Origin of the sequence: Streptomyces sp. NPDC007896, assembly GCF_042959425.1 — a bacterium.
Classification (GTDB): Bacteria; Actinomycetota; Actinomycetes; order Streptomycetales; family Streptomycetaceae; genus Streptomyces.
This window is the reverse complement of record NZ_JBIBKX010000033.1, coordinates 1-22,641: the sequence shown is the minus strand read 5'-3', so window position 1 is coordinate 22,641 and position 22,641 is coordinate 1. Positions and strand designations below refer to the sequence as shown.

Here is a 22,641-nt window from a genome sequence, read left to right as displayed (position 1 = left end):
TGGACAGTAGTCCGGGCCATAGTCGGCCCCGCTTCGTGCTGTCCGAGCCGTCCTTCCGCGGCCCGGCGCAGCCCGTTCTTCCCTGACCGATCCGGTGCTGCCTCCAAGGCGGTCCGTACCTCCCTGGTCTCGCTGGCCGGCCTGGTCGGCAAGCCCATCAAACCCCACTTAAATATGAATTCTCTTGGTAATTCAGACATAGCGAACCATGGCGGGGTGAGGTGGGTCACCTATCTATTGCTGACACCGGGAACTTCGGCTTAACGTCGCCGAAATCCGTTTGAGCGGACCGCGTAACTGGCCGGTTGCCGCTGGCGGCGGCCTTCGAGTGCAGGCTCCGAGTGGAGCCTTCTCCGTGCGGCGGGGCGCGTTTCCCGGCCTGGATCCGACTGTGCACACCCCGTGCGCCGTAAGGAGTCGTAGCATGCTTCCTTTCGTATGCCGCAGCACGGGAGTGACCCTTCTGGGCCGGGCCGGGCGGTCGGCTTCCCGTGGGAGCCTGCTCCCGGTCCGCGCGCTCACCGGAGCCGTCTTCGGCGCCGCCGTGGAGGTGGCCGCGATCATCGCGGCGCTGGCCCTGTACCCGTCCGGCATGGGCGAGGAACGCCAGACGGTCCGATCCCGCCTGGGGCCGCCGCCAGACGGCACTATGCCTCTTCCTGCCATCTCCGCAGACAGCCCAGTTCTGCTTGTACACGGGATGAGCAGTAACCGGGCGATTTTCCACGTCTTGAGACGCGGTCTGCGGCAAGCGGGCTTTCGCCGGGTGGCCGAGCTGAACTACTGCTGGCTGAGCAACGACGTCCGCAGCGCCGCGCGGTTGCTGGCAGACGAGGTGGAGCGGGTTTGCGAGGCCAGCGGGCACGAGCGCGTGCATGTGATCGGCCACAGCCTCGGGGGCTTGGTCGCCCGCTACTACGTGCAGCGCATGGGCGGTGACGCCCGCGTGCACACGCTCGTCACCCTGGGCACCCCGCACCACGGCACGCTGGCCGCGATGGTGCCGCTGCCGCATCAGGCGATCCGGCAGCTTCGCCCCGGCAGCGACGTGCTCGTGGAGCTCGCCGGGCCCGCTCCCGGTTGCGGAACCCGCTTCGTTGCGTTCCACAGTGACCTCGACGAGCTGATCGTCCCCACCGCCAACGCCAGACTTGACCACCCTGACCTTCAGGTCAGCAACGTCCCCGTGCGGGCCGTCGGCCACGTCTCGCTGCCCCTGCACGGCAGGGTCGTCGGCGAGGTCTGCCGCGTGCTCCGCGATGCGCATGTCGCCGAGCCCCGGGCCGCAGCTTGAGCCGGAGCAGCCCTGCGAGGGGACCGTCCCTGTGCCGGGCCCTTGGCGAAGGCGGCGATGCGAGCGGTCTGTCCCGGCGGTCAGACGGGGCACGGCGCAGACCGGTCGGTGGCGAGGGGTGCGACGCCGTCTGGGGCGGTGTGTTTCCGGGCCTCGGAGACCGCAGAGGCCACGGAGGCGGAAGCCCCCTGCGACCGGCGAGACCGCGGAACCCGAGGCTGCTCCGACTGAAGGTGAACAACCCGCAGGAGAAGCGGCGTCACCGGCGACCACACGCCGTCGCCTCCGGTGGGCGAGGAGTGCTCCAGTGCTGGAATCTCGCTCCCCATTTCCCCGAAGAGAGCTCCCCATTTCCCCGAAGAGAAGAAGAGGGGGCGATCCAGATGGCATCTCAACTGGCGCCCGGGCACGCTGTTGACTTCCCAAGTCAGTAATTCGGTCCTACGTATTCCATTTTTCCACACCCCCCAGAAATGATATTTGCTTAACAAGAGGTAGCGATCAAAATGAGGCGACCGTTGGCAGGGCGATTGACTGCCCATCGATAAGCGCCGTATGGACTGTGTCCTGGTTGGCGGGTTGCCGGCGGGGCACCCGGTCCGGGCAGCGACCGCCGTTCCGGCCATCCCCACCACCGTAGGAAACGCTACGGTGGTGGGGAATCCGGTCGGCACGCGCAACGTTTTCCCAAGAGGGCCCACAGCGGACGGGACAAGCGGGGGCCTACGCAGGGAGGTGAACGGCCACGGGCATTCCTTTCGGGCCGCACCTGTCGGTGCCGGGGCTGACACCGGCGCGCGGCGTCGGTGTCGAGGCAAGCAGGGCTGCCATGCGCTTGGTCCGGCTCCCGCTCGACATGGCCGCGGAAAGCGTCGGGCAGCTGACCGGCCAGTTCAGTCGTTCCAAGCTCCGGCGGTCGACGGGCCGGGACGAACAGCCAGCGACCGATTCGGGGATCCCGGTGCTGTTGGTGCACGGGCTGGCCGACCGGGCGACGATCGTCTCGCCGCTGCAGCGCGAGCTGCGCGGCTGCGGCGTGGGCCCGCTTTCCCTGGCCAGCTATAACGTACTCACCCCGGACATCCGCACCGCGGCCCGGGCGCTGGGCCAGCAGGTGGAGCTGGCGTCTGCCCAAAGCTCGGGGCTGCCCGTGGTCGTGATCGGGTACAGCCTGGGCGGGCTGATCGCCCGCTACTACGTGCAGCGGCTCGCCGGGGACGCGTACGTGCCGCTGGTGATCACGCTGGCGACGCCGCACGGCGGGACCGCAACGGCCCTGCTGGCCCCACCCCATCCACTCATGCGTCAGCTACGGCCGGGAAGCGAGCTGCTGACCGAGCTCGCCGAGCCCGCCGCGGGATGCCGTACCCGCTTCGTGGCCTTCTACAGCGACCTGGACGAGGCCGTCATCCCTGCCGCCAGGGGCTGCATCGACCATCCCGACCTCAAGGCCTGCAACGTGCTCGTGCCCGGTGTCGGCCACCTGACGCTGCCCCTCCACCAGCCGGTCGTCGAGCAGGTGCGCTCGCTGCTGACCGCGATCCAGCAGGCCACCTTCGGCGCGTGACCGTCCTGCCCGGCGACGCCCCGCAGCGTTGCGGCCCGGTCACCCGCGGCACTGCCACCGGCCCCCGTGACAGCAGGGATGAAACGGGGGAGGCTGGCAGATAGCCGGTAAGAACGTCAGCACGAATGCGGACGGACGATATGGCCTTTTCGCTCAGCCCCCAGAGCGGGTCGACGGTACGCCCGTATCGCCCCGAGGACGAACCGGGGGTGCGAGAGCTGATTGATGCCGACCGGCTGCCGGGACAGCCGCACTGCACCCCGGAGAAGCTGGCCGCGGCGCGGCGCGGTCTTGTCCCCCCGGCCGGCTGGGCAGTACCGACCTGGCCGCGGATCAGCGTTCTGGCCGATGCCGAGGACAATCCTCGCGGCATCATCGGGTACCTGTCCTGGACCGATGTGCACACCGGCCTCATCTGCTGGATACACGCCCGGGAGGAACCCCCTGCCCTGCGTGCCTTGCTCAGCCATGCCCTGGCCGACCTTGCCCCCTGCCCGCAGACCGACGCATTCGTCGGCGCTCCGCCAGGTCCCCTGGGGCCGGGTGGCCTACCCCGCACCCGCCGCGGCGCCACCCACGATGCCCTGCTGCAGTCCGGCTTCACCGGCCGCCGCCAGGGCTGCTATCTCCACTGCGCTCTACCAGCAGAGGCCCCGCCGACCAAGCTGGTCGCTGATGTCTTCCCCTGCGACTTCCCCCCGGGCCACCGACTGATCATCCGTGAGGCCGCAGAGCCCGTCGCCGAAGCCCTGGTCAGCGTCGGAACCGATCGCACCGCGACCGTGTACTGGATCGAGACCGAGCACACGCGCCGCCACTGCGGCCTGGGCCGCAAGCTGCTCGGTCAGGCCTTGGCCCTGCTGGCCGAGCAAGGCGCCACCGAAGTCGCCCTGGTCGTCGATGACGCCTCGCAGCCCTGCTCCGACAGCCAGGCCGCCCACCGGCTGTTCGAGGCCTTCGGCTTCACCCTCGTCGACCAGCTGTGGACCTACCAGCACCGACGCCCCCGGGTCCCGCGGACTGCCGCGTGATCCCAGGGGCGTGACGCTCGGCGCTCGAAAGGGACGTGGCGCCAGGTAACCCCGCCCCACACGGGCCGGTCAGGCCGGTCCGGCGTGGACTCGTTCGGCGGCGGCGAGGATGGTGGAGCGTGCCTGATGGCGACGCTCGTATTCCAGCACACGCCGGGTGAGACCCTCCTCGGCGTCACCGAGCCGCTTGCGGATCTCGCCCGCATTCATGCTGTCGTAACCGAGCCAGGGCTCGGGCCCGAGCAGGTCCGCGACCCTGCTCAGGACCGCGGATCTGCCGGCGTGGGCACGCTCATAGGCGCCGACCGTGGCCAGATCCGTCTGGGACAGGTGCGGGAGCCGGCCGAGGATCATCCTGGTGCTGAGCCGACGGTAGTCGGAGATCGGCAGCTCGTCCTCCGAGATGAGGGCTCCCTCCGGCGCACCCTGGAGCCGGTCCACGCCAGGCATGCGTTCGGCCGTCTCCCGAAGCCAGCTGCTCCAGTCGCGGACCGCCTGGGCGGCACCGGCGGTGCCCATGCCCTCAGCGGTCTCGGCGGCCAGCACTGCCGCCTCGGCGCGCTGCTCGAGGCTGCTGCCGAGTTCTTCCAGCGCCTCCTCGTCGTCACGGCGGATGGAGCCCAGCAGCTCTGAGGTGGCGGCGTCCGCGGCCTCCTCGGCGATGCGCTCGGCGGCCCGGCAGATGGCCACGGCGAACGCGGTGACCGCGTACTCATCCTCGGCGTTCTTCAATAGCTGGTGCTCCGTCGCCTTTCCCGGGCCCCGCGACACGGCGTTCGGGACGGCCATTGCCGCATCGAAGGGCAGCCGGACGGCCTGCCCGGTGAGGTGCCAGGCATTCCCGATAACGGTCTGCATCAGCCCGCGGGGCTGCAACGTACCCAGACGTTCGTCGATGCGGTACACATGGCCCCGGGAGTCCCCGACGCGGCGCTCCAGGACCTCCCGGTACTCCCCGGCGGGTGTGACCATGAGGTGCGCTTTGCAACGGTCAGCCAGCGCGGCCTGGGCCTCGCGGACCTCGCGTAGGGCCGGAACGAGCATGTCTGTGGCTATGGCCATCACGTTTCCTTACGGCTAGTGCGATGCTCGGCAAGAATCGGCCGGCGAACGGCCCCGCCCCTCTTCCACCGTCTCCCGAAACGGCCGCTCTCGCATCTTCCCGCCAGGCACGTCCTATTGAGGCAGTTGCCCAGCTGCCCCCGGCTCCACGCAACTCGGGACAGTCCGTCGGCTCCACCCAACTCGGGGCAGTCCGAGGACTCCATGAAACCGGGGCGGCTCAGGTCACCGACCAGCGTGATCGACGAGGGCACGGTCACGTCCGCCTGGGTCTCGGCGCTGCCCTGGTCCGCCCGTGGGCGGCAGGTCCCTGCGCGACCTCGCGTCAGCGGAGGGTCGCACGTGCGTTCAGGGCTCCCACACCTCCGGCCCGCCTTCATGCCACTCGATCAATCCCGACTCGACGACATCCAACTCGTCCCAGCCGGTCAGGCCGGCGTTCTGTAGCAACACCGTGAGGTCGTGAAGGCTGTGTGCGGTGCCCATGAGCCGGTCGTCGACACGCACCTGGCGGCCACCGGCCGCAGACGGCGGACAGACGATCACGCAGTGCTCGGACATGACACCAGCCTCACCCGCAGCGGGCAGACCCGCATCCCGGTCGACTCTCGGGCACGGGCAGAAATGAAGAACGAACGTGCGCTGGTCCTCGGTGGTGGCGGAGTGGCCGGTGTCCCCTGGGCGACGGGCGTGCTGGCCGGTCTCGCCGACGCCGGGGCCGATGTCACCGACGCGGACTTCCTGCTTCGGCACCTCGGCCGGGTCTGTGGTAGCCGCACAGATCAGCAGCGGCGTGGAGAGGCCGACGCTTTTCCAGACCCGGGTGGACCTCGCGTTCCAGCGGGAGGAGCTGACACCACGGGAAGGGGCGCTCGATGAGGTCTTCGAGTTCGGCGCGAAGCAGGACGCCGAGGTCACCGACCCGGTGGAACGCCCGCGTCGGACAGGCGAGATGGCGCCGGCGCCGAGACCGTCACCGAGGCCGACCGGCGTCCGATCATCGAGGCCCGGCTGCCGTCCCACAGCTGGCCGGAGCGCAAACTGTCCGTGATCGCCGCCACCGGCGCGCCCCGGGTCTTCGACCGCACCTCCGGCGTCGGCGAGGATGCCGTGACCGCGAGTTGCTCGTTCGTGAAAACTGTGAGAATCAGCGGGTGCCGTCCCGGGCGGTGGCTTGACCCGCGTGAGAACGGACCGTGGTGTCCTCATTTGGATCTGTCGGTCGCTGGTCCGGGGCGGTGCAACGACACAGCCCCGCCCGAATCACGACTTTCCCAACGGAGTCCTTCAGGGGGAGATGTCAATCCCACCAACTCACGACGTCGTGAGACGGATGCCGCGCTTCGTCACGATGTCAGGGTCTCCCGCTCTCGGATCGTGCGGGGCGTTCCTTACGGTCATTGACACGGCCCCGGCTCCGCTGGCGCGATGAGCCTGGCCCACCCTGGGTACCGTGTGAACATGCCTAGTTCCGCGGAGCTGCGTCGGTCGCGCCGGATTCACCGCTGGATGGGGATCATCCTGCCGGGGGTGATCCGGCGCATGATCAACGGCCGTGCGCCGCAGCCCGGTTGGCTGCCTCGCCGCCAGCTGACCGTGGTGTCGGGTGACGTCGACCTCGACGAGGGTATCGGCGCGGTCTGGCTGGTGTGGCGCCCCAGGGCTGCGAATGCCGAGACGCACACCGCGCTCATGGAGCTCTGAGGTGAAGACGAGGTATCCGAGCCACGGACACAGAGAGGGCCACGCCAGTGGCAGGAAATCACCGTACTCGTGAGCGTGCTCGGCCTGCTGACCAGTGCGGTCGCCACGCTCTGGCAGGTGAGAGTTTCCGACGATCAGCTTCAGCAATCCAAGGAGGCAGCTGAGCAGAAGGTGCGTGCCCAAGCCTCTCGCTTCTCGCGATTGCTTGCCACGCTGCAAGGGCCGACGTTCCGGCGAGCGCGAGCGCCACGGGTCGGCGAGTGTTGGGGAGTACCGCGAAGTCCAGGGAATCTTCAGGAGTGGCGAGATGGCCCGTCATCTGGTCTACGGGGCCGGACGTTGCCGGCCTTCGAGATCTCGGCCGATCGTGCCAGGTGACCGCGGGTCCCTGCAGCTGCTTGGCCAACTCCTCGGCGAGCGCGTCCAGTTCACTGCGGCGAGCCGTGATCCGCTCCAGCTACGGAGATCAGTGCGGTCTGATCGACCCGGCCTTCCGCGGGCAGGGCGTGGCCGCCCGCCTGGTCCTGGCGGTGGCCCCCGGCGTCCGTGCCCGCGACGAGAGGCCCTTCCCGCACACCTCCGCGCGCAACACCAACGCCATCCGGCTGTACGAGTCGCTGGGCTTCCGCCTGCGCCACCGCACGGCGTTCCTCGCGGCGCGGGTGCCGGAGACAGTGCGGCAGCAGCAACGCAGATGTGCGAGCGAGCGGTGGGCGATCGCCCCGGCGGCTGGACGTACACTCCACACATGGGTCGCACATGCGCAGTGAGGGAGTGCCTGTTCCAGGCCGCTCATGCCCTGTGCCCGTCCGCCGCGTGCGCGACGGCCGTCGACCCGGTGAACGCGTCGGCGATCTACTGTCGCGCGTTGCACGGTCACGGCTAGCGATTTCGGGCAATTCTCGGCATTTCCCAGGTCATTCCGCCCCTGCGGGCGGACTATTTTCTGCGCGGGCGCCCCTCCCCACCTCTGTAACCGCACGGCGGCGGTCCTCGCCATAATTTCCTGCTTTGTCATCCCTTGGTGCCCTGGCGCCGCCTGCGCGCCGACCGCCGGACAACCGGCAGCCGGTGCATCTTCGAGAGGACCCTTGTGAAGTTGAGCGAGCTGCTCGCCGGGCACGATCATGAAGTCATCGAGGGCGATCCGGAGACGAGGATTACCGGAGGCACCTGCTTCGACGCCCACCGCGCCGCTCCGGGATCCCTGTTCATCGCGGTACCCGGCCATCGCGAGGGCGGCCCCGAGTCCGTCGGACCGGCTCTCGCACGCGGCGCGGTGGCGATACTCATCGACTCCGCGACGGCGCAACTTCCGGTCGCGACCTGGGCGTCGGCAGCTGGTGTATGCGTCGTAGCCGTCGCGGACACGCGCAAGGCGGCCGCGGTCGTCGCCTCCCGCTACCACGGGGAGCCGGGCCGGCAGATGAAGATGGTGGCCGTCACGGGCACCAACGGGAAGACGTCGGTTTCCTCCATGGTGGAGTCGGTGCTGAGGGTCGCCGAGCACGCCAGGGTGGGGGTCATCGGGACGGGCGGCAGCCGGATCGGCGACGAACTGATCCCGATGCCGATGTCGGTACTGACCACACCGGAGTCGCCGGACTTCCAGTATCTGCTCGGGTGCATGCGCGACCGCGGTGTCGGCACCGTGGCGCTCGAAGCCACGTCGATGGGCCTGCTGACCCACCGCCTCGACCACTCGTTCATCGACGTAGGGGTGTTCACCAACCTGACGCAGGATCACCTGGACGACCACGGCACCATGGAGAACTACCGGGACGCCAAACTGCGTCTGTTCCAGGGGCTGTGCCGGCGTGCGGTGGTCAACGCCGACGACCCGGTCGGAGCCTGCATCGGGGCGATGATGCCCGGCGCGGTCGTCACGTACGGCATCGACGCGGAGGCGGACTACCGGGCGACCGGCCTCACCATGGACGCCGTCGGCACCCGCTTCACCCTGCACCACGCCGGCCACAAGTATCCGGCGGCGATCCCCGTGCCTGGACGGTTCTCCGTCTCCAACGCACTGGCCACTGTCGCAGCCTGCCACCTCATCGGGCACGATCTGGCCGGACTGGTCGCCGCACTTGAGCAGATGCCTCCGATCCCGGGAAGGTTCGAACGCTACGAGACCCCGGACGGCACGTCCGTCATCGTGGACTATGCGCACTCCCCGGACTCACTGGAGAAGGTGCTGACCACCATCCGCGGCTTCGCCTCTGGCCGGGTCGTCACGGTCTTCGGCTGCGGCGGGGACCGGGACGTCACCAAGCGCGCCCGGATGGGGGAGATCGCCGGCACCTACTCCGATCTGTGCGTTCTCACTTCGGACAATCCCCGGAACGAGGACCCCCGGGCGATCATGGATCAGATCGTCCCGGGCCTGCTCGCGAGCGGCACCACTTTCGAGCGGTTCACCGACCGCCGCCGCGCCATCTCCTTCGCCCTGTCCGCCGCAGGGCACGGCGACGTCATCCTGATCGCGGGCAAAGGCAGCGAGCCCTACCAGATCGTCAACGAGGAACTGCTGCCGTTCAACGACATGGCGACGGTACGCGAACTCGCCACGCGGTAGGCGTACCGGCCTTCTTGACGCCCGGCGCTGGTTGCAGTGCCGGGCACGAGGACGTGCGGCTGCTCCAGTCGCCGACCTGCTGGCTGATGCGCAACGGCAGGTCCGCGGCCCTGGCCGAAGCGAAGGTGGTCGTCCGGCACATCGTCGGCCTCCAGCGCCGTCAGGGACCGCTGCCCGCTCCACACGAGACCTTGTGGCCCCGCGGCTACCTGGGGGACGTGCGGGCCGCCCGCATTTCCGTCGGCGCGGACGCCTGATGGCACTGATCGGGGCGGGCTGGGATCGGCCCGTCCGGCTCTCTATGCCACAGCTCGGTGCGTTCAGCACCCGGCCCCCGACCAATAGGCTTCCCGGACGGCGTCAGCCTGGAGACAATCGCCTTCGAGGACCTCCGCGGTCGCACCCGGGTCACCACCAAATCTTTCATGGACTCCATCGAGGCCCGCGACTCGATGATCAAGAGCGGCATGCAACGCGGCGCCCGGGGAGGCCAGGAGCGGCTTGACGAGCTGCTCAGCGGCCGCCGGAGCGGCAACGCCTACCGACGTACCGAGAAGGAAGGCTTGAGGTCATGACGAGGGCAGCCGATGAGCACCGCACTGTCGCAGGGGTATTCACGGACCGCGTGCGCGGAGTGCGTCCCGGGGCATGGGACAACCCAGCGCCGTGCGAGGGGTGGGCCGCCCGGGATGTGGTGCGCCACCTTGTCGAGTGGTTCCCGGACTTCCTGAAGGCTGGCGCCGGAGTCGAACTGCCGAAAGGGCCGTCGGTGGACGACGACCCGGTGGCAGCCTGGACGGTGCACAGCGACGGGGTGCAGGCCCTCCTCGACGATCCGGCCACGGCGCACAGGATGCTGTCGAACCAGCACATCGGAGAGGTCCCGCTGGACCAGGCGGTCGACCGGTTCTACACCGCCGACGTTTTCATGCACACCTGGGACCTGGCGCGGGCCACCGGCCAGGAGGAGCGCCTCGACCCTGGCAGGTGCGCCCAGTTGCTCGACGGGATGCTGCCGCTCGACGACGTGCTCCGCAAGAGCGGGCAGTACGGACCACGGGCCGAGGTACCCGAAAGCGCCGACGTGCAGACTCGCTTGCTCGCCTTCATCGGCCGTAGGCCCTGAGCGTGTCTCGTGCTGCCCTGGAGGTCGCGAAACCCTCGGCGGGCGCGGGCCGGGGTGAGCCGTGTGGGATCGGCCGGTTTCTCCCACGGGTGGCGGAGATCAGCGGCGGCGTCGCGGGTGAGCCTCAGCTGGGTATGGACCGCGATGACCAGCCAGGTCCACCGGTTCGCCGCCTCGGGCCTGCGGAGCTTCGGGCGGGTCCAGCCGAGCGTCTGCTTGATCATGCGGAAGGTGTGCTCAAGATCGAAGCGCCGCAGGAACGCCTGCCAGCGCAGGTCGACGTCCGCGCTGGTTATGCCGGTCTTCGAGGACCACAGCCAGACGGGCAGCGGGTCCTGGCCGCCGGGCAGGTGGTCGACCGTCGGAAGTGTGACGTGAAGTCGAACGCGTCCCGTCGGGCATCGTGCTGGAGCACACTCACTCTCTGCGGCCTTCGTATGAACGTGATTCCGTGGCGGAATGCATGATCATGCGAAGGCCGTCCGCCTGCCCGGCGAACCCCCGGATGAGTGAGCGCGTACGACGCGACGTTCGAGGCCAGAGGTTGAATTTCAAGCTCAGCCCATCCCGTACGGACCGCAGGTTTGAGCCGTGTGGAGCGGCGGTGCCAAGGTCAGCACGATGGTGACAGCGACCGTAGCGAGCCACACCGCGTACAGCGCCACGGGCCGCGCCCGGCGACGCAAGAGCACCCACGCGATCCACCCGGCCAACGATCCGGCGGCCAGCGCCATCACCACGCAGAATGGCACCACAATCCCCGAGAGCGGATGCTCCGGATTGTTCGCCCCGCAGGGGCTTTCCGGCTCCGCCATCAGGCCGATCGCCAGCAGCAAGACCGGGGTCACGAGCACTGACGTCGTCCAGGCCGCGAAGGCCAGCATCCAGTACGGCACCCCACGCCAGGACTGCAGGGCGCCGATCAGCACCCCACACATCAGCAACAGCGGCACCGCGCTCAGTCCCGCCACAAGCAGCACGTTGTCCGCGCGGTCCTGAGCGTAATCGGGGTTGTCAGCCGCGTAGAAGCCCTGGAACGCCTCGCACACCGCGGTGATGACCACCAACACGGCAAGCGCGTGCGCAGGGACACGGACCCGGGGCGCATTGCGGAAGGACGCGGGCCAGATGATGTCCCGGAAACGGTCGTCCTCACACGGGCGGGGGGGCTGCCTGCCGGCGATCCGCGCTCATCAGCTTCACGGTCTACTCCTCCTTCATGGCTGCCGGGGATGTCCGCGTTCGCGGGCGCCACACCGCGAAACCCGGGCATCTGCACGAGCCTGGCGTATCGCGGACCCGCAGCGCATCCGTGAAACTACCCACGGAGGGTTCGGTCCGTTGATTGACATCTGCCCCGCTCACTCCCACCCGTCTCCACAACGGCTACCCCTGCGCGCAGCTGGTCTACGCCGGGTGGGTGGCCCGGGTCGCGGTGCTGGTGGTGGCCGGACTCGCCGTCCTGTGGGGGCAGTTCGCGGCCTCCACGGCCGACCACCCGCTGCACGGGGCGGCCCGGGCGGTGTTCGAGATCTGCTGGTTCGGGGCAGGCGCGCTGGCCGCGTTCCGCGCGTACACCGCGAGGTCGCGCTAGAGGCGCATCGGTGAGCACGATTCGGAGAGGCTGACCTTAAAGACAATGCCGTGACTCTGCTGGTGATGTTGTCCAGGTCATGCGGCGACTGCGCATAGCGCGTGAAAGTGCGTGGTACGGCGGCGGGTTCTGGTGGTGCTGGATATCCAGTCGGAGACCCGGGTGACGTTGCAGGCCAAGGCGGTGAGAACGTGCTGGACGTGGGTCTTCGCCAGGCCCCGGTAGCGGGAACGGCGCAAGCCGTGGGCTCGGACGTTCTGCGAGAGAGTGGCTTCGATGCCGGCGCGGATCGCGTAGCGGCGCTGCCATTGCTCGGTGCGCTGGTCGAGCCGGTTGCTCATCTGGATCTCGTGCAGCGGCCGGGGGAGCATGGCGATGGAGCGGGGCCCGGTGACTGAAGAGGTGCATCGTGCGCGGTCTGGGCAGGTCCGGCAGTCTGCCTCGGCGAACCGGGCCTGCAGATAGGTGTTCCCCTTCATTCTCAGCTCGGTCCAGGACACGCTCGTGGCCCCGCGCGGGCAGTTCGCCTGCTTGTTGTCCCAGTCGATGGTGAAGGCCGCCTTGTCGAAGCCCGAACCGGCCTTGGCCTGGGCGCTGTGGTCGGCGGTGACCGGGCCGAGCAGAGTGATGCCGTGCACTCGCTGGGCCCGCTCGATACGTGCCGGAGAGATGTAGCCGGAATCGACGACGTGCTCCGCGGGCAGCAACTGCCGCTCGGCGAGCTCGTCGTGGATGGTGTCGGTCAGCTCGATGTCCTGGACGGTGGAGGTGGTGGTGGCGACATGGACCACCAGCTCAGGGCGTTCTTCGTCGCAGGTTTCCGTGAAATGTGTCCGGTATCCGCTCCAGGCGGTGTCCCGTTTGACGCAGTAGTGCGCGTCGGTGTCGTAGGGGGAGTCGAACCGCAGTGAGGCGGGCGGCAGGGCGTGGCCGTCCCGCCAGCGCAGTAATCCGTCCACGTCCCAGAAGTAGTGGTGGACCCAGACCTGACGCAGAATCTCCACTTGGGGAAGAAGCCGCAGGTGGGGTGGGGCGCAGGCGGCCCAGGCGGCGGTGAGGATCTTCTGTCCGTCCCGGCCGTACTCCTCGGCCCGGGCGGTCACGGCCGCCTTCCCGCCCGGCAGTTTGCCAATCTCCACCCGGCGCCCGTATCGCTTGACCCACTCGGGCTCGATCTGCGGCGCCAGCCAGGCGGGGGCGGCCTCGGCCAGTTCCTCCAGGGCTGCTCGCAGCGTCTCTCCGACCAGCTCCAGGCGGCTGAGGGTCCGCACCGCGGCCAGTACATGGGTGGCGTCGGTACGCTGCCGGCCCCCGGCCTTGAGCAGGCCTGCCGCCACCAGGCGGTCCAGCATCAGCTCCAGTAACTGGTCGGCGGCGCCGTCCTGTTCGGCCAGCCGGGACCTGAACTCGCACAGGACCGAGTGATCGAATCCAGGATCTTCCAGCTCAAGGCCGAGCGCGTATTTCCAGTCGATCCTGGTGCGGACCGCGTCCGCCGCCGCCCGGTCGGACAGGTTCTCCGCGAACTGCAGCACCGACACCAGCGCGAGCTGCCCCGGCGACAGTCCCGGCCTGCCGTCATCCGGATACAGACCGGCGAACTCCTCGTCCTCGAACAGGACATCCAACCGGTCCCGGATGAGCATGGCCGGGGTGCTCTTCGGACACGCCGCCCGCGCCGTTTGCACGGTCCGTACCGGGATTCGCTGGTGATCCTCCGGCCGCAGCGACACCGCGACCACCTCCACCGACGACACCACCCCGCACACTCCCAGCCAAGCACCGAGCGCAGCCAGCCGTCAGCGGCTTACCAACATCACCAGCAGAGTCATGCCGTTGACTTTGGGCTGAGTTACTGACCTTGCCGACGTGATGTCGTTGGGGTCGAAAAGCTGTGGTTGTCGCGGTAGGCCGGTCACATGAGGTATCCGCAAGGGGACGGCTGACCGCGGAACGACGGGCGTTTCGCGAGCACATCCAGGTGCAGGCGGCCGAGTTATTCGCCCTGGGACACGACAATGCAGCCATCGCCGGGCAGTTACGTGTCAGCGTGCGGTCAGTACAGCGGTGACACCGGGCATGGGAGCGCGGTGGCACCGGGCCTGGAGTCGAAGGGGCAGGCGTCCAGGCCCAAGCTGAGTGAGGCGCTGTTCGCGGTGCTTGAGCGGGAGTTGGCCAGGGGGCCGGTAGCGCACGGCTGGCCGGACCAGACCTGGACGCTGGCGCGGATCAAGACGCTGATCGGGCGGCGGTTCCACAAGAGCATGACGCTGTCGGCCATCGCGCAGATGCCGCACCGCCACGGCTTCAGCCACCAGGTCCCCGCGCGCCGCCCTCTACGCCCGCGGCGAGGAGTCCCGTTTCTCGCAGTCGGTCGAGCGGGATGCATCGATGCTCGCCGAGGTCGCCGAGGAGAACATCGAGAAGGGCAACACCGCCGAACTTCCGCGCCTGGCCGGGGAATACGCCGCCGAAACCGGCGGCCGGGTCGTCGTGGTCGACCGGCAGGGCGCCGTCCTGGTCGACTCCGGCGGCCGCACCGCGGCCGGGACCGACCTGTCCGGTGAGCCGGACATCGCCACCGCCCTGCGCAACCGGCGCACGGTTGCCACCCGCACCGACACCGACGGCACCGACCTGCTGACGGCGACCCTGCCCGGCGCCTCCGGCACCACCATCCGCGGCGCGCTGCGGGTGACGTACCCGGTGACCATGGTCAACGACCAGGTGCACCGGATCTGGCTCGCCCTCGCCCTGGTCGGGGCGTGCGTCCTGGCCGCGGTGGCGCTGGTCGCCTTTGGTCTCGCCCGCTGGATCACCCGCCCCCTGCGCACCCTGGAACAAGCCACCACGCGACTCGCCGACGGCCGCCTGACCAGCCCGCCCGACGCCACCACCGGCCCGCCCGAACTGCGCCGCCTCGCCAGCGCGTTCACCCGCACCGCCACCCGCCTGCAGCGCCTGCTGGACGGGCAGTACGCCTTCGCCTCCGAAGCCTCCCACCAGCTCAAAACCCCGCTCACCGCCCTGCGCCTGCGGCTGGAGAACTTCGAGCCCTACCTCGACCCGCGCGCCCACACCAGCCTCGACGAGACCCTCGAGGAAGTCGAACGCCTCTCCCGCATGGTCCACGGCCTGCTCGCACTGGCCCGCCTGGAGAACTCCGCCACCACACCCGAGGCCGTCGACCTCGACACCGTCGTGACCGACCGCGCCGCCGCCTGGGAACCCCTCGCCGCCGAACAGCACGTCACCATCGCCATCGCCGGGGCACCGGCCGGACGGGTATGGGCGGTCCCCGGAGCCCTGGAACAGATCATCGACAACCTCCTCGCCAACGCCCTGCGCGTCTCCCCGCCCGGCACCACCCTCACCCTGGCCCGGGCACCGGGCGCCGAACTGCGCGTCATCGACCAGGGCCCCGGCATGCCGGCCGCCGACCGCGCACGCGCCTTCGACCGCTTCTGGCGCGCCTCCGACTCCCCCCACGACGGCACCGGCCTCGGCCTGCCCATCGTCCGCCACCTCGTCCACGCCTCCGGCGGCGACATCACCCTCCACGAAGCCCCCGGCACCGGCCTCGACGCCCGCGTCCGACTGCGCCCTGTCACACCCCGCATCCGGCGCTCCGTCCGCCAGCCCCACACGACAGCGACCGGGTCGACACGCCCGCACACCGGCGTACCCGTGTCAGGGGCCAGGGAGCACCACGCAGACATGCCGTCCGAGCATGAGGTTCCGGCTTCGTTCCCCGGGATGCATCCCTGACTCATAGGCAGCACACGGCTCGCCGGGCGCCGCCGTCGGAGCATGACGGCCTCCGGGAACCGCCGGTGCCGGGCACGAGCCGTTCGCCGTCACGCCATTGAGCCCGCAGGGCCTGCACTGCGGCCTCGGACACCGGGCCTGGTGTGCAGGCCGCAGGCGGGTGCACGTGTCCAGGGGGCGGAGGAAGAGGAGGGCGCTGCGGGACCGACGGGGGAGGCGGCCCCGCAGCTGGCCGGAATGTTACACCCGTAACATCACTCGGTGGGGGGCGTTCCGGCCCCGCGGAGTGAGCCCGGGAGTCAACGGTGTGGCAAACCCTGATCGGCATCGCGACCGGCCTGCTCCTGTGCTGGCTGCTCCTGCTCGCGACCCTGGCCCTCGCCCGCCCCAAGGGCAACCTGCTCACCGAGGCCGTACGCCTCCTGCCCGATCTCCTCCGCCTGATCTCCCGCCTGGCCCGCGACCGCGAACTGCCGCGCCGCACTCGCTGGCTGCTGTGGATCCTGGCCGGCTACCTCGCCCTGCCCATCGACCTGGTCCCCGACTTCATCCCGGTGCTCGGGTACGCGGACGACGCCATCGCCGTGGCGCTGGTGCTGCGTGCCGTCATCCGCCGGGCCGGTCCGCAGGCGCTGACCCGGCACTGGCCGGGCACCGACGACGGCCTGACCGTCGTACGCCGCCTCGCCGGACTGCCCACCGCCTCACCACAGAAGTAGCCGCGTGTCTTGAGCGGGGGCAGCGTGGCGTGGGTCAGAGCAGGGCCCTTGCCACGGCCAGGGGTATCGCACCGAGGGCGAAGCGGGCGACCGGGTCTCTGGCCGGCTGGTCGAGGCCGGACTGATCGTCTCGGCGGCACTGTTCCTGGCGGGCCTGTAACGGACGGTCCATGACTATGCGGGCGCACCCTGGCCGTCGTGGTCCTCTCCGGCCAGCGCGGCGGCCTCGAACTCTGCCAACGCCGAAGCAGCGCGGTCCAGTTCGACCCGCACCCGGTCCCCGAGCGGCGCACTGAAGTAGTCCCGCGCTTCGATCTTCGCCACCCACGAGCGAAACCGTTCCAGGTCCGCCTCGGACTCCTCGACCTCCGCGAAGACCGCGCGCCCCCGTGCGGCCTCCATCTCCAACTCGGCGAAGAACGACGGCAGCCGCTCCAGCACTTCCGCATATTCGGTCTCCACAGCCGCGCCCAACTCCTGAGCGAGCTCCGCCCGCTCAGCACCGTCGGCGACCTCAATGTGGACGACACGCATACGCCCCCCGTCCGCCCGTACTCGCTCACCCAGCTCGGACAGCGCCCGCGCGACCGGCGGCCGATCCGGCAGCAGGCACACCGACTGCTGCAGATACAGCGCCCCCAGCCCCTTCAGCTTCCGCCACACCTGCATCCGCAACGACGGCGCGGCCCCCGCCGTCGTCACCGACACCAGCAGCCATCGCACATCCACCTCACCGACCACACCAAGACCGTAACCCGAGCCCGCCGCCTGGAGGCCAGCAGCATGCCGGGCACAACACCGCAGGAGGTGACGTGCTCTGACACAGAGCATTCGCACTCGAGCGTCCCGAATCCCCTCGTTCGGCGACATCGCCTCAGCAGGTGGACTCAGGCCCACGCACACGATCGTTGACTCATTCAGTTCCGGTGAAGTCAGCCACCGCCGCCCTATGTCTCATGACACAGGCGAATCGCGAAGAACACCTCCACGGCCACCTTGTTCCCCGCACCGCCGGTAACGACCTTGCCCTCCCCTTGACCCACCCCTCCCGCGAACAGGAGCCCGTCCGATGAAGCGTCTCTTCCGCGCCGACGCCGCCGTGCTCCTGGCGGCCGCCATCGACCAGGAGGGAGCCGCGTGACCGCTGCACGCGGCCGGCCACCACCGGGAGCGGCCCTCCCGACGGTCCGGCGCGCGGACCGTCCTGGACCGGGTGGTCTCCTCGTACACGCCGACCGTGCGCGCCCTCGGCTACGCTCGGGAGCGGGCGGCCAGGCCGGACCGTCCCGGCACGTCGCTGATCGTCGCCGGATCGCCGGACCTGGAGCGGGCCGCGGACGAGGCGGCCGCGCTGCTGTCGCGCCTCCCCTCGCCGGTCCTGCTCGCCGATCCCGACCTGCCGGGCGACGTCGGCCGCCTCGCCGCCGGGCCGGCCACGCGCGCCCGGGTCCTTGAGGAGCTGCCCGGCTGCTCGGTGCTGCACGTCGCCTGCCACGCCGAGAGCGACCTCGTCGATCCCTCCCGCAGCCGGTTGCTGCTCACCGACCACCGCAGTGCTCCGTTCACCGTCGCGGGCCTGGCCCCGGTCACGCTGGACGGCGCGCGGCTCGCCTATCTCTCCGCCTGCCGGACCGCCGTCACGGACAACGCGGAGCTGATCGACGAGTCGATCCACCTGGTCTCCGCCTTCCAGCTGGCCGGCTTCCCCCAAGTCGTCGGCACCCTCTGGGAGATCGAGGACGGGATCGCCGCCGGCCTTGCCCAGGCCTTCTACGCACGGCTGACCACCGGCCCGCCGACCGATCGTCGGCTCGACACCCGTCGCGCCGCCGAAGCCCTCCACCGGGTGACCCTCGACCTGCGCGGCCGACTACCCGACACACCGTCACTCTGGGCCGGCTACCTGCACTCCGGCTCCTGACCGTGCCGACTGATCGACAACTCCCTTGAATGGCAAGCCGATGCTCTAACCTGGAGCACGGGTCGGCTGAGGGCTGGTACGCCCCGCCCGTGGTGGAATGCGAGGTGCGCATGGGGATCGACCTGGCGGTGAAGGTCGCCGCATTCTGCCGCGAACTCGGTGACAGCGCGCTCGCCGACCTGGCCCGGAGCAATGGTCTCGGGCCGCTCTACCAGCACGCTGAGCAGGCGCTGCGGGCCGGCCGGATCGATCCGCAGCTGGAGACCCAACTCGACGCGCTCGACGCGATGGTGCGCAGGACCGAGGGCAAGGGACTGTACCCGTCGGCGACCTGGCGCGCCGGCTACCCCGGGCAGCTGCCCGGGGCCGAGGCGGGCAGCGGCGCGCGGTAGTGGGTGTGCCCGCGCGCCTGGTGCGCCGGCCACGGGCGGGTCCGGTCGGGCCAACTCCCGCCCCGGTGCGCGGCATCCGGGGACCCGCTCACGGCGGGACCGCTGCCCGGATGACCGAGTTCTTGGCGGGGGTCGGGCAGCAGCTCGCCGACCGGTGGGCGGCCTTGGTCGCGGTCCCGGGCCTGCTCTACCTGGCCGCGGCCGCCGCGGCGGCCGAGCTCGGTCAGCGGCACGCCCTCGGTTACTCGGAGTTGAGCCACCGGGTCACGGCCTGGGCGGCCAGTCCGGCCCTCAAATCGCCGGGTGGCACGGCGCTTGTCCTGGCCGCTGTGCTGGCCGGCGCGGTGGCCGCCGGGCTGGCCGCCGGCGCGGGCGGCAGGCTGGTCGAGGCGATGTGGACGCTCCCGGGTGAGCGTCGGCCCGCCCGCTGGCTGGTGGACCGGCGGCGGGCCAGGTCCGCCCAGCTGACCGCCGTCGCGAACGGCTCGGTCGATCCGGTCGCGGTGCGCCGGGCGATGCTGCGCGCCGACCGGATCTGCTTGGTCGAACCGGCCCGCCCCACCTGGATCGGCGATCGGCTGCGCGCCTGCCAGGTCCGGGTCGAGGCGGCCTACGGGCTGGACCTGGCCGCTTCCTGGCCCCGGCTCTGGCTCGTCGTCCCCGACACTGTGCGGACCGAACTCGGCGCGGCACGCGACGCGTTCGCCAGCGCCGCCCGGCTCACCGCGTGGGCTGCGCTCTACCTGTTGCTCGGCATCTGGTGGTGGCCCGCCTTCGCGGTCGCGCTCGTCACCGGCGTCACCGGCATCCGCAAGGGCCGGGGCGCCGCCACCAGCCTCGCCGACCTCATCGAGTCGGCCGTGGACCTGCACGGCCCCGACCTGGCCGCCCACCTCGGAGAGCAGCCCGCGGGCCCCGTGGAGCCCGACCTCGGCGCCCGCCTCAGCAGCCGGATGCGCAAGTCGCGTTGGGATCCGGACTCACCGCTGGGGCGGTGAGTCCGGATCCGTCCGAGTCGGTCCGTCAACTCGTGGTCCAGCGCTGGTTGCTGCTGCCGGTGCAGGGCCAGAGCTCCATCGGAGGGCTCGTTGCTGGTGGCTCCGCTGGTCACGTCCAGGCACAGGCGCGAGGGCACACCCTTGATGCTGACGGTCGCCAGGCCGGGTCGCCGACAAGAGTCGCTGCCAGTGTGCCCCAGCCGCACGCCAGTGCCTCCAGCGCTCAGTGGAAGTCGCCACTCTCGCCCGTGCATCCACGGCGAATCGATGGCGGGTGGCGGGTGGCGGGCCAGCCTGCACTGGCTGCTCGTGATGTGCACCCACCTGGTCACCTTCTACGGCATCCACACCCATCGCGGCCGGGCGGCCATGGACGACTTCGGTTATCGACGACCACTCGGTGATCTCGTCTTTGAGGCTACGCGGTGAGTTCGGTGGGCAGGATGGGGTACCTCCGAAATGCCCCTGTGGGCGCGGGGACGACACGGCGCCGTGCTCGCCGATCCACCGCGTGGACGCGAGCTACCCCCGAAGGAGGCCTGAGGCCGCCGTCGCACCTGCCGCCTGCTGAGGGCAACCGACGAATGGGGGCTCTCCAGGTGACGGAATACGTCGCTGGACGTCGCCCCTGCCCGATGAGCCCTGCGCCGGCTTCGGGTGCGCAGCCCCTTCTACGCCGAGGCCCCCGCGGGCAACCGCCTGGAGTTCCTCCAGCCCCGGTAAGCGGCCACGCTCGCCTTGGCGAACAAGCCCGCGAAGGCGAGCGGGATCAGCGGGGAGAGCGCGCGGCCCAGCCGGTTCCAGCCGCCCTGATCCACCGGCACCCAAGACCCCCACGGCTCCTTGGCCACTTCCAGGGGCGCGCCGAAGACGGGCTCGGAGGAGAAACCGGTCGCCGTAATCCAGCGTTTCCCGCCGTCAGAGGTCCGCGCCGGATCCACGAACCCCCTGCAATCGAGGTCGGGATGACCGCCGCCCCGGGATGTCGTGGCCGGCGCGGACGCTTCGCAGTCCGTGACCCGCATGGTCAGCTGATGCCCGACCAGCCCCAAGCGCCCGACGGCCGAGACGGCCATGTAGGCGGCGACACCGAAGAGGGAAAGGGCGATCACACCGCAGAGGACAGTCCCGAAGACCTGCTTCCGCCTCATGCGCACCGTAGTCTGCTGGGTCACCGTCCGATCGTACGAACCCCCCGCTGGGACACCGGCAGCGCCCCTACGCCTTCCGGTACCTCCCAGCCGCCGGGACACCGGCCATCACGTACGCGGGATCCCTCTTTCCGGGAAGCTACAAACCCGCACGTCACCGAATTCCGTCTGCGGTTCGCTGAACCGACGAGCCGCCCGATACATCATGGGAGAACCTGTGATGCGCGGGGAGAACGAGCGGCGTGCGCAACGCTTGTACAACCCGCTGCGGCTTGCCGACGCAGGAGACCTCATCCCGCTCCTTGTCGAGCGGGCCACCGGCGTCGACCTGCTTGGTTGTTTGCCGAGCCTGCCGGGTTGCGTTCCGCCTCCGCTGTGCCGTCCGGTCTCGTATGTTCCGGCTGGTGGCTCACGGAGTTGTATCGCCTGGCAGGGGAATCCCAGCCTGGGTCGGCTGGGGCATCCGCGTGTCGTCTATCGGCCTCGTCAATATCGGCGGACACGGTCCTCGTCAACGGCTCGGCCATCCATAGATTCCACGCAACTCCGTCGGAATTGATCACCCAACGGTGACGTGGCGGCACCAAATGCGCCGCCACCACATGCTCCGGCTCCAACGGTTCCAACAGCATCCACGCCTGCGACAGCGTCGGAAACCGGTCCGCCTCCAGACCGCACTCCGGACACACCGGCGCCTCCGGAGGCGCCAGGGCAGTCGCTCCCTCCTCCCGCGCCTGAACCCGATCCTGCCGACTCTGACGGTATGGGGGTTTTGACGATGGCGGGCTGTCAGGGTCAAGCGAGCCGCCTTCCAATCCGCGCGCGGCGTGCTCGGCCTGTGCAGTCAGGAGGCCTGAGCCCCTCAGGGAGACAACATTCGTCCGGATCGGCATCGTCGGGATTCCGTCAGGCGACCTGACGACCCACACAGGTCACGCCTGGTGGAAGCCGTGGCCGTCCGGGGACAACCCCGGGACCGCTGGCGAGGCCGCGCGGACAGGCGGACGGGGCGCCGTCCAACGCGGCGTTCCGCGCTGATCTACGGTCCACTGAGGTACTCCTCAACCAGCTGGGCTTGTTCTGGAGGGCGTGTTTCTAGGGTCATTGACATTCCCCCGAGGTCCGATCCCCGGGCCTTGAAGACCCTTGCACGGAGAGATCCTGATGAGTCGTAAGTCCCCTACCGTGGCCGCCGTTCCCGCCGCTGTGCTGCTGTTCTCGCTGGTCGCCTGCGGCAGCGGATCCGATTCGGGCTCCGGCAGGGCCAAGGCCGCCGACAACCAGCAGTCGGCGCGGAGTTCGGGCGGCCAGGCGGCCGCGGGGGACACCGACGGCAAGACGGAGTCGCCGCTGACCGGCGAGATCAAGCAGAAGGCCGAAGCGGCGGCTGTGGCCGCGTTCCTCGGGACAGTGGTGAAGTCCGAGGAGAACGCGGAGAAGCCCGGCCTGTCTCGGGAGGTGAAGGGGTCGGCCACCCGCGCGGGCTTCGTGTCCTCCCCGACTGCTCGCCGTCGAGTCAGGACGAGGCCACGAGGCAACGTTTCCGCAGCGAGGCCCAGGCCACTGCCCGTCTGAATCATCCCCATGCGGTTGCCATGTACAACGTCAAGTCCCGCTGGAACGAAACCTGCGCGTCTTCCTTATCAGAGGCGAGGTGTCGGCGCACAACTGGCGTCGTTATTTCAGGTGACGCCTCAAGCTACCGCGGGGGCTTGGGCGCCAGATGCTCCTAGCCT

Annotated in this window: 24 protein-coding genes and 3 pseudogenes; 18 read left to right on the top strand and 9 right to left on the bottom strand. The window is 69.9% G+C overall.

The window, feature by feature from the left end; all coding sequences use genetic code 11:
* Nucleotides 1–550 precede the first annotated feature (550 nt).
* From ACFZDJ_RS52665 to ACFZDJ_RS52655, 3 genes are all read left to right on the top strand, one after another.
* Nucleotides 551–1,294 carry an alpha/beta fold hydrolase gene (locus tag ACFZDJ_RS52665; RefSeq protein ID WP_391070238.1) on the top strand — a complete coding sequence of 248 codons (744 nt, stop codon included), beginning with the start codon at nucleotides 551–553 and terminating at the stop codon, nucleotides 1,292–1,294.
* A gap of 829 nt (nucleotides 1,295–2,123) precedes the next feature.
* Entirely contained in the window at nucleotides 2,124–2,861 is a 738-nt protein-coding gene (locus ACFZDJ_RS52660) for an esterase/lipase family protein (protein ID WP_390931823.1), read from the top strand.
* Between the two features lie 209 nt (nucleotides 2,862–3,070).
* A complete protein-coding gene (locus ACFZDJ_RS52655; RefSeq protein WP_390931824.1) occupies nucleotides 3,071–3,892 on the top strand; it encodes a GNAT family N-acetyltransferase in 822 nt (273 codons plus the stop codon).
* A 69-nt stretch (nucleotides 3,893–3,961) separates the two neighbouring features.
* On the opposite strand, the gene ACFZDJ_RS52650 is transcribed toward ACFZDJ_RS52655, so the two are convergent.
* Together ACFZDJ_RS52650 and ACFZDJ_RS52645 are read right to left on the bottom strand one after the other, a co-directional pair.
* Nucleotides 3,962–4,954 (bottom strand): hypothetical protein, encoded by a 993-nt coding sequence (locus tag ACFZDJ_RS52650; RefSeq protein WP_390931826.1) that lies wholly within the window; start codon nucleotides 4,952–4,954, stop codon nucleotides 3,962–3,964.
* A 348-nt stretch (nucleotides 4,955–5,302) separates the two neighbouring features.
* A complete protein-coding gene (locus ACFZDJ_RS52645) occupies nucleotides 5,303–5,707 on the bottom strand; it encodes a hypothetical protein (protein WP_390931828.1) in 405 nt (134 codons plus the stop codon).
* Between the two features lie 708 nt (nucleotides 5,708–6,415).
* On the opposite strand from ACFZDJ_RS52645, the gene ACFZDJ_RS52640 reads away from it, so the two are divergent.
* Nucleotides 6,416–6,658, top strand: coding sequence for a hypothetical protein (locus ACFZDJ_RS52640; RefSeq protein ID WP_391070236.1), 243 nt, complete (start codon nucleotides 6,416–6,418; stop codon nucleotides 6,656–6,658).
* Nucleotides 6,659–6,857: 199 nt separating this feature from the next.
* Here the strand turns inward: ACFZDJ_RS52640 and ACFZDJ_RS52635 are convergent.
* Nucleotides 6,858–6,992, bottom strand: a pseudogene (locus tag ACFZDJ_RS52635) (XRE family transcriptional regulator); the annotation flags it as partial.
* Between the two features lie 125 nt (nucleotides 6,993–7,117).
* On the opposite strand from ACFZDJ_RS52635, the pseudogene ACFZDJ_RS52630 reads away from it, so the two are divergent.
* From ACFZDJ_RS52630 to ACFZDJ_RS52610, 5 genes and pseudogenes are all read left to right on the top strand, one after another.
* A pseudogene (locus tag ACFZDJ_RS52630) lies at nucleotides 7,118–7,329 on the top strand (GNAT family N-acetyltransferase); the annotation flags it as partial.
* 422 nt (nucleotides 7,330–7,751) lie between these two features.
* A complete protein-coding gene (locus tag ACFZDJ_RS52625) occupies nucleotides 7,752–9,236 on the top strand; it encodes a UDP-N-acetylmuramoyl-L-alanyl-D-glutamate--2,6-diaminopimelate ligase (RefSeq protein ID WP_391070234.1) in 1,485 nt (494 codons plus the stop codon).
* 53 nt (nucleotides 9,237–9,289) lie between these two features.
* Nucleotides 9,290–9,493, top strand: coding sequence for a hypothetical protein (locus ACFZDJ_RS52620; protein ID WP_391070232.1), 204 nt, complete (start codon nucleotides 9,290–9,292; stop codon nucleotides 9,491–9,493).
* Nucleotides 9,494–9,661: 168 nt separating this feature from the next.
* Nucleotides 9,662–9,811: a hypothetical protein gene (locus ACFZDJ_RS52615; protein ID WP_390931830.1), complete on the top strand. Its 150-nt coding sequence runs from the start codon at nucleotides 9,662–9,664 to the stop codon at nucleotides 9,809–9,811.
* The gene (locus ACFZDJ_RS52610) at nucleotides 9,808–10,362 is read left to right on the top strand and encodes a TIGR03086 family metal-binding protein (protein WP_384906935.1); all 555 of its coding nucleotides are present in this window, start codon (nucleotides 9,808–9,810) and stop codon (nucleotides 10,360–10,362) included. The genes ACFZDJ_RS52615 and ACFZDJ_RS52610 overlap by 4 nt, the downstream gene beginning before the upstream one ends.
* 17 nt (nucleotides 10,363–10,379) lie before the next feature.
* On the opposite strand, the pseudogene ACFZDJ_RS52605 reads toward ACFZDJ_RS52610, so the two are convergent.
* Together ACFZDJ_RS52605 and ACFZDJ_RS52600 are read right to left on the bottom strand one after the other, a co-directional pair.
* Nucleotides 10,380–10,721, bottom strand: a pseudogene (locus ACFZDJ_RS52605) (transposase); the annotation flags it as partial.
* A 198-nt stretch (nucleotides 10,722–10,919) separates the two neighbouring features.
* On the bottom strand, nucleotides 10,920–11,432 hold the full coding sequence (locus tag ACFZDJ_RS52600; RefSeq protein WP_391070230.1) for a hypothetical protein: 513 nt from the start codon (nucleotides 11,430–11,432) through the stop codon (nucleotides 10,920–10,922).
* 275 nt (nucleotides 11,433–11,707) lie between these two features.
* On the opposite strand from ACFZDJ_RS52600, the gene ACFZDJ_RS52595 reads away from it, so the two are divergent.
* Nucleotides 11,708–11,956, top strand: coding sequence for a DUF2568 domain-containing protein (locus tag ACFZDJ_RS52595; protein WP_391070228.1), 249 nt, complete (start codon nucleotides 11,708–11,710; stop codon nucleotides 11,954–11,956).
* 77 nt (nucleotides 11,957–12,033) lie between these two features.
* On the opposite strand, the gene ACFZDJ_RS52590 is transcribed toward ACFZDJ_RS52595, so the two are convergent.
* On the bottom strand, nucleotides 12,034–13,689 hold the full coding sequence (locus tag ACFZDJ_RS52590; RefSeq protein ID WP_391070285.1) for an IS1182 family transposase: 1,656 nt from the start codon (nucleotides 13,687–13,689) through the stop codon (nucleotides 12,034–12,036).
* A 285-nt stretch (nucleotides 13,690–13,974) separates the two neighbouring features.
* Here ACFZDJ_RS52590 and ACFZDJ_RS52585 point away from each other — a divergent pair, with 285 nt between their 5' ends.
* From ACFZDJ_RS52585 to ACFZDJ_RS52575, 3 genes are all read left to right on the top strand, one after another.
* A complete protein-coding gene (locus tag ACFZDJ_RS52585; protein ID WP_391070226.1) occupies nucleotides 13,975–14,523 on the top strand; it encodes a winged helix-turn-helix domain-containing protein in 549 nt (182 codons plus the stop codon).
* The gene (locus ACFZDJ_RS52580; protein WP_391070283.1) at nucleotides 14,408–15,724 is read left to right on the top strand and encodes an ATP-binding protein; all 1,317 of its coding nucleotides are present in this window, start codon (nucleotides 14,408–14,410) and stop codon (nucleotides 15,722–15,724) included. Before ACFZDJ_RS52585 ends, ACFZDJ_RS52580 begins: the two co-directional genes overlap by 116 nt.
* Before the next feature lie 305 nt (nucleotides 15,725–16,029).
* Nucleotides 16,030–16,443, top strand: coding sequence for a DUF1232 domain-containing protein (locus tag ACFZDJ_RS52575; protein WP_391070224.1), 414 nt, complete (start codon nucleotides 16,030–16,032; stop codon nucleotides 16,441–16,443).
* 174 nt (nucleotides 16,444–16,617) lie between these two features.
* Here the strand turns inward: ACFZDJ_RS52575 and ACFZDJ_RS52570 are convergent, their stop codons facing one another.
* Entirely contained in the window at nucleotides 16,618–17,184 is a 567-nt protein-coding gene (locus tag ACFZDJ_RS52570; RefSeq protein ID WP_391070222.1) for a Chromate resistance protein ChrB, read from the bottom strand.
* A 403-nt stretch (nucleotides 17,185–17,587) separates the two neighbouring features.
* Here ACFZDJ_RS52570 and ACFZDJ_RS52565 point away from each other — a divergent pair, with 403 nt between their 5' ends.
* From ACFZDJ_RS52565 to ACFZDJ_RS52550, 4 genes are all read left to right on the top strand, one after another.
* A complete protein-coding gene (locus tag ACFZDJ_RS52565) occupies nucleotides 17,588–18,364 on the top strand; it encodes a CHAT domain-containing protein (RefSeq protein ID WP_391070282.1) in 777 nt (258 codons plus the stop codon).
* 89 nt (nucleotides 18,365–18,453) lie between these two features.
* Nucleotides 18,454–18,756: a hypothetical protein gene (locus ACFZDJ_RS52560; RefSeq protein ID WP_391070221.1), complete on the top strand. Its 303-nt coding sequence runs from the start codon at nucleotides 18,454–18,456 to the stop codon at nucleotides 18,754–18,756.
* A 110-nt stretch (nucleotides 18,757–18,866) separates the two neighbouring features.
* Complete coding sequence (locus ACFZDJ_RS52555) at nucleotides 18,867–19,754, top strand: hypothetical protein (protein WP_391070219.1); 888 nt, start codon at nucleotides 18,867–18,869, stop codon at nucleotides 19,752–19,754.
* Nucleotides 19,755–20,021: 267 nt separating this feature from the next.
* A complete protein-coding gene (locus tag ACFZDJ_RS52550; protein WP_391070217.1) occupies nucleotides 20,022–20,183 on the top strand; it encodes a hypothetical protein in 162 nt (53 codons plus the stop codon).
* Between the two features lie 242 nt (nucleotides 20,184–20,425).
* Here the strand turns inward: ACFZDJ_RS52550 and ACFZDJ_RS52545 are convergent, their stop codons facing one another.
* Both ACFZDJ_RS52545 and ACFZDJ_RS52540 read right to left on the bottom strand, forming a co-directional pair.
* Nucleotides 20,426–20,929, bottom strand: coding sequence for a hypothetical protein (locus ACFZDJ_RS52545; RefSeq protein WP_391070215.1), 504 nt, complete (start codon nucleotides 20,927–20,929; stop codon nucleotides 20,426–20,428).
* 266 nt (nucleotides 20,930–21,195) lie between these two features.
* Nucleotides 21,196–21,798 carry a DUF6083 domain-containing protein gene (locus ACFZDJ_RS52540; protein ID WP_391070213.1) on the bottom strand — a complete coding sequence of 201 codons (603 nt, stop codon included), beginning with the start codon at nucleotides 21,796–21,798 and terminating at the stop codon, nucleotides 21,196–21,198.
* A 271-nt stretch (nucleotides 21,799–22,069) separates the two neighbouring features.
* On the opposite strand from ACFZDJ_RS52540, the gene ACFZDJ_RS52535 reads away from it, so the two are divergent.
* Complete coding sequence (locus tag ACFZDJ_RS52535) at nucleotides 22,070–22,480, top strand: hypothetical protein (protein ID WP_391070212.1); 411 nt, start codon at nucleotides 22,070–22,072, stop codon at nucleotides 22,478–22,480.
* Nucleotides 22,481–22,641: the final 161 nt, after the last annotated feature.